5 protein-coding genes are annotated in these 4,924 nt (G+C 54.9%); 3 read left to right on the forward strand and 2 right to left on the reverse strand.

The genetic code is table 11. From position 1 onward, the window contains the following. Positions 1 to 514: transposase (locus CFB82_RS40900; RefSeq protein ID WP_256990776.1), on the forward strand; the 514-nt coding region annotated here is incomplete at its 5' end. A 165-nt stretch (positions 515 to 679) separates the two neighbouring features. On the opposite strand, the gene CFB82_RS40905 is transcribed toward CFB82_RS40900, so the two are convergent. Beyond that, a protein-coding gene (locus CFB82_RS40905) for an IS5 family transposase (protein ID WP_089487883.1) occupies positions 680 to 1,497 on the reverse strand; the annotation gives its coding sequence in 2 pieces (ribosomal slippage) (positions 680 to 1,149 and positions 1,149 to 1,497; 819 coding nt in all). Positions 1,498 to 1,684: 187 nt separating this feature from the next. On the opposite strand from CFB82_RS40905, the gene CFB82_RS40910 reads away from it, so the two are divergent. Continuing rightward, complete coding sequence (locus tag CFB82_RS40910) at positions 1,685 to 1,999, forward strand: helix-turn-helix domain-containing protein (protein ID WP_179255534.1); 315 nt, start codon at positions 1,685 to 1,687, stop codon at positions 1,997 to 1,999. A gap of 82 nt (positions 2,000 to 2,081) precedes the next feature. On the opposite strand, the gene CFB82_RS40915 is transcribed toward CFB82_RS40910, so the two are convergent. Then, positions 2,082 to 3,199, reverse strand: a protein-coding gene (locus CFB82_RS40915) for an IS3 family transposase (protein WP_089487885.1) whose coding sequence is annotated in 2 segments (ribosomal slippage) — positions 2,082 to 3,004 and positions 3,004 to 3,199 — 1,119 coding nt in all. Because the reading frame shifts where the segments join, the coding sequence is not laid out codon by codon here. Positions 3,200 to 3,498: 299 nt separating this feature from the next. On the opposite strand from CFB82_RS40915, the gene CFB82_RS42935 reads away from it, so the two are divergent. Then, on the forward strand, positions 3,499 to 4,725 hold the full coding sequence (locus CFB82_RS42935) for a reprolysin-like metallopeptidase (protein WP_143751074.1): 1,227 nt from the start codon (positions 3,499 to 3,501) through the stop codon (positions 4,723 to 4,725). Positions 4,726 to 4,924 lie beyond the last annotated feature (199 nt).

Genomic DNA, 4,924 nt, shown 5'->3' on the forward strand with positions numbered 1-4,924 from the left:
AAAGTACGGCCGCGATGCGAGCCGGACGCCGTGGCGCAAGATGCATCTGTCGATCGATCCGCAGATGAATGTCCACCAGATCGCGATCACCGAGGATCACGTCTGCGACGAGGCGGGCCTGGATGCCGTGCTGGCGGTCAACGCGAACGTCGACTGCGTGATCGCCGATGGGGCGTATTACAGCATTGCGCAGACCGAGGCGTGGTCAGCCTGCGGCGTGCTGCCCGTGATTCCACCACCGGCCAATGCGGTGGTTCATGACCAGCCGGCGACGCGCTGGCACGACCATCTCGTTCGGTACATCAAGGACAAGGGCATCCATGCATTCCGGAACAAATACGGGTACGGCCAGCGCGCACGGGTCGAATCGCAGATCTCGCGAATCAAACGCTGCATCGGCGCGCGGCTGCTGACGCGCCGGCTCGAGTCGCAGCAGTGCGAGGGCGTGATCATCGCCAACCTGCTGAACCTGTGGAATTCGTTCGGCAGGCCCGTTTGCTTCAAAAATGCATAGTTGCGTCTGCAACCAACTTGGCGCCTACCCTGCTGAACAAAGCCGTCAGCCAAGCTTTTCCGTGATCCAGCTCCGAAGCCGAAGTGCACCAACGCCGTGACAACGACATTATAATTGCAAATGCGTCTCATTACGAATATCATATGCCTCTCCTTAGAGGCCAGTTCAAAAATCCTGCTCAGCATGCCTGAAGATGTTCCAACAGACGAGCGAGCAGCCAAGTTTCAGGAACGTTTCGTGAATGTCAGCACGACGATCGAAGCGAATGCGTAGACGACGGAAATTGTGGAGCCAAGAGTGAGTGCGTTCGACGATCCAACGATACGTGCCGAGTCCGCTACCGTGCTCGGTGCGGCGCTTTGCGATCACGGGTCTGATGCCACGTTCGCGCAGTGCGCGACGGTGTTGTTTGGAGTCGTAGCCACGATCGGCATAGACGATCCTCGGCTTTTGAAGCGGTCGGCCACGCACGCCCCGAATCGGCGGAATCGCATCGACGAGCGGCAGCAGCTGCGTAACGTCGTTGGTGTTCGCACCGGTGAGAATCGCGACGATGGGAGCGCCGTTGGCGTCTACGAGGATGTGATGCTTGGAGCCTGGACGCGCGCGATCCGTGGGGTTCGGGCCAGTTTTTCGCCCGCCCCGACGGCGCGTACCCACGATGAATCGACCGCTGCATATGAGAGGTCGAGCTGGCCCGTCGCGCGCAGCTTGTCGAGCAGCAGCTCGTGCAACCGATCCCACACGCCAGCCTTTTGCCAGTCGCCCAGTCGACGCCAGCAAGTTGCGCCCGAGCCGAAGCCCAGTCGCGTCGGCAAATGGTTCCAACGGATGCCCGTCTTGAGCACGAACAGGATCCCGTTGAGCGCCACGCGATCGGGCACACGCGGACGCCCCGGATCGCTCTTCGCGCGAGGCTTCACGACAGGCAGCAACGGTTCGATCAGTTTCCACGGTTCGTCGTCAATGATCGGCGCTTCCATCCTTGGGCTCCCGTCGTTCCGGGGCTCAAGGCTAACAAATCGCCGAGAAAGTAAGCAGCCCCCTCACGGGGAATTTGAACTGGTCTCTAAGTATGTTGAGTAAACAGATTTTAAGATTATGCGTTAGGAATGCAGATCATGTGATGGGAACTGCGAACCTATGCGATGCGAGTTGCGACTAGCTGAAGTGAAGAAGCTGACCTTGGGACAACTGGCCTTTAATCACCGTCATCGGGACATCAGGACGCGCGCCACGGGACTGGTGCTGCTGAGCAGCGGCCTGACCCCACCGAAGGTGGCTGAGCGACTCGGCGTCAGTGTGCAATCGCCCTACAACTGGGTCATGGCGTGGCGCGAGCGTGGCGTGGTCGGCCTGCTGACGGGCCACGGAGGCGGTCGCCCGCGCGCCTTGCCCGATACGATGGTCGCGGCGGCGATTCAGATCGCCACGACCGAACCCCTCACGCTCAAAAAAAGCGCGACGAAGAGGCATTCGCCATGAAGCAGGCCACGCTCGCGAAGCTCCAGCAGGCGGCACGGGAAGATGAGGTTGCCCGCTAATTTCGCATCCCTTAGCAGAGCCATTATGCCGCCTGGTGCTGCGCGGCGTACCAGCTTCGTTCGAACTGCATCGGACTAACGTAGCCCAACGTCGAGTGCAAACGAGAGTGATTGTAGAAGCCCAACCAGTCGATGACCTCGTCCATCGCTTCGCGTCGCGTCGCGAACCGGCGGCCGAGGATTCGCGCCCGCTTGAGCGATCCCCACAGGCTTTCGGTCGGCGCGTTGTCCCAGCAATTTCCCGTGCGGCTCATCGAGCTGCGCATGCCGTAGCTTTTCAGCAACCGCTGGAAGTCGTGGCTACAGTACTGACTGCCCCGATCGCTATGCAGAATCAGCCCTGCATTGGGGCGACGACGGAACCACGCCATGCGCAGCGCGTCCGACACCAGCTCCGTGCGCATATGCGGCTTCATCGACCAGCCCACGACCTGCCGGCTGAACAGATCAAGGATGACCGTCAGGTACAACCAGCCTTCGTCGGTCCAGATGTACGTGATGTCCGACGTCCAGACCTGATCGGGCTGCGCCGGCGAGAAGTCCCTTTGCAGCAGGTTCGGTGCGACCGGCAAATCATGGTTGCTGTCCGTCGTCGCCTTGAATCGCCGCTTGGTCTTCGCCTGGATGCCATGCAGCTTCATAAGCCGCTGAACCCGATCCCTGCTCACGCGAACGCCACGAGCCTTCAGTTCCTTCCAGACACGCGGCCAGCCGTATTCGCCCTTGGACATGGCGTGTACGGCCCGGATATGGACCAGCAGCACGTCGTCACTGATGCGTCGACGCGGGCGTTCCGTATCGACATCGCGGGTCTTACGGGCATGGTAGCCGCTCGGACTCACGCCCAGCGCCTGACAGGCCAACGATACCGGCCAGTGTCGACAGTGTTTCTCGATCCAGGCATACCTCATGCCGACACCTTCGCGAAGTACGCCGTGGCTTTTTCCAATATGTCGCGCTCCATCTTCACGCGCGCCAGCTCGGCGCGCAGTCGCGCAATCTCCATCTGTTCGGGCGAAACCTTCGTACCCGCTGCACTGAGCTTGCCCGTGTCGTCGGCCTTGATCCAGTTGTGCAGCGTCTGCGTGCTGATACCGAGTATCTTCGCCACCGCCGCAATGCTCTGGCCATTGCGCACCATGCGCACCGCTTCCAGCTTTAACTCGAGCGTGTACCGCGCTCTCCGGTTACCCGTCTTTCCTTCCTCCTTGCTTGAGTTTCACACACTCAGCAAGGGATACGTTTTTCGCGGGCAAGCTCATGTAAGGCTCCGGCGTATACGGTTCGCCAAAGCTAACAAACTTCAATCCCGTTTACCAGCAACACTTATACGAATTTACTTTTATTAAGTTTCAGGAGGTTGATAGCAACATATACTTTCAATGCAAAACATTGCGACTATTGATTTTGCGCTATTCATATTAATGTTTTACTTCGGCAATGAAAAAGAAATTACTCCTGCTGCACATTACTGCCATAATGATGGTTTCCAGCGTTGATGCTATCGCGGCCAATGTTAATGGCGAATTGCGCCGCCAAACACTTTCCGATGTCGCCAGTGAATTCGGCAATTCCAGTAAAAACAATGCAAATCGAGTTTTTGCCAATCAATTGGTTTCTGCATTTGACTCCATTGCAAAAAATGGCGGCTCAATCGACTTAATCGATTCAAATGGAAATATAGACCTCAGAATTAGCGTTGGACTCAGGGATGACTCTGGTTCGACAAATGTATTTTTCTCAAAAAACTCAAAAAATCCATTGATTGTATACACGTATAACGGATTAGTTAACGGAAAACGAGCAAAGTTGGTGAGATCGGGAGAAGAGCTCGGCATCTCTTGGGCTGACGGAAGATCAGGAGAGATTACTCTTCGCGAATTCAGAAAAAATGGCCCAGAAAAAAAATATCGAATTGATAAGGTGGCGAGTGGACTCTCTGGCAATGACGTAGTTAATAATCCAAGCCATTTCGAGAAAATGAAATCCTCATCACCCATCTCCGCGCCAGCGGCCATTACGGCCGCGAGCAAGGGGCCAATCAATTTTTGGGTCTTCATTCACAACGATGTCGCCGGCAAGAGTAAGGGGGCGGACGTAAGTGGAATTCATGCGGGTTATTTTTCATGGTTTATTGACCATCTAAAGGAAATTATTCCAGGAACGACAATAAATATTATATATTATGATAATAATGAAATTGCGAGCGTAAATTACTATGCAAGCGACGATTCATCCAAAATAAAAGTGCTTTACGAGCTAGAGCATAAAGTGGAAAATTTTATAAGAAAATTTGATGGATATCATCTTTTTGGTGGGAAAGAGGAATTTGATAAAAAATTTGGCGTATTAAGCAACTACAGGCGAAATAAATTTTTGCTATTTACCGAGAGCAACCCAAGCTGGACTGTGGCAGGCTATGCGGCCGAAGGCGGACATGTTGGTGTTGCTAGCAATTATGGCTATCAAATTGCTGCGCACGAATTTGGGCACATGATTGGTGCAACCCATGAAAATGCCGACGTCATTTACACAGGCGGCTGGTGGTGCGAAACAATTATGAAGAGCCCAAATCCGCTCCGCTCGAATTGTTACCGCTATAGCGATGAAAATATAAAATTGATTAGAAATTATTTTTCCTGGAGCCCAGCATCGAGTAGCAATTAAGTTAGCCTAGAATTATTGCTTTTTTACTCAGTTAGGTAAGCCACCGGCTCTGCCGGTGGACTGGCCACCAAATAGTCGGACATGCGAAATTCAGGCGGTCGTTTCGAGCTGCGCGCAACGCGACCTCGTCGCGAGTTGAATCGCGCGCGTCAACACCGCCGCCCATCGAAATGGCAAGTGCATGGGTACGCCAACCCGT

Source organism: Burkholderia sp. HI2714, assembly GCF_002223085.1.
Taxonomy (GTDB): Bacteria; Pseudomonadota; Gammaproteobacteria; order Burkholderiales; family Burkholderiaceae; genus Burkholderia; species Burkholderia lata_D.

Excerpts from the sequence above, each read along its gene's own strand:
- CFB82_RS42935 (WP_143751074.1), top strand. The coding sequence starts at position 3,499 with ATGAAAAAGAAATTACTCCTGCTGCACATTACTGCCATAATGATGGTT.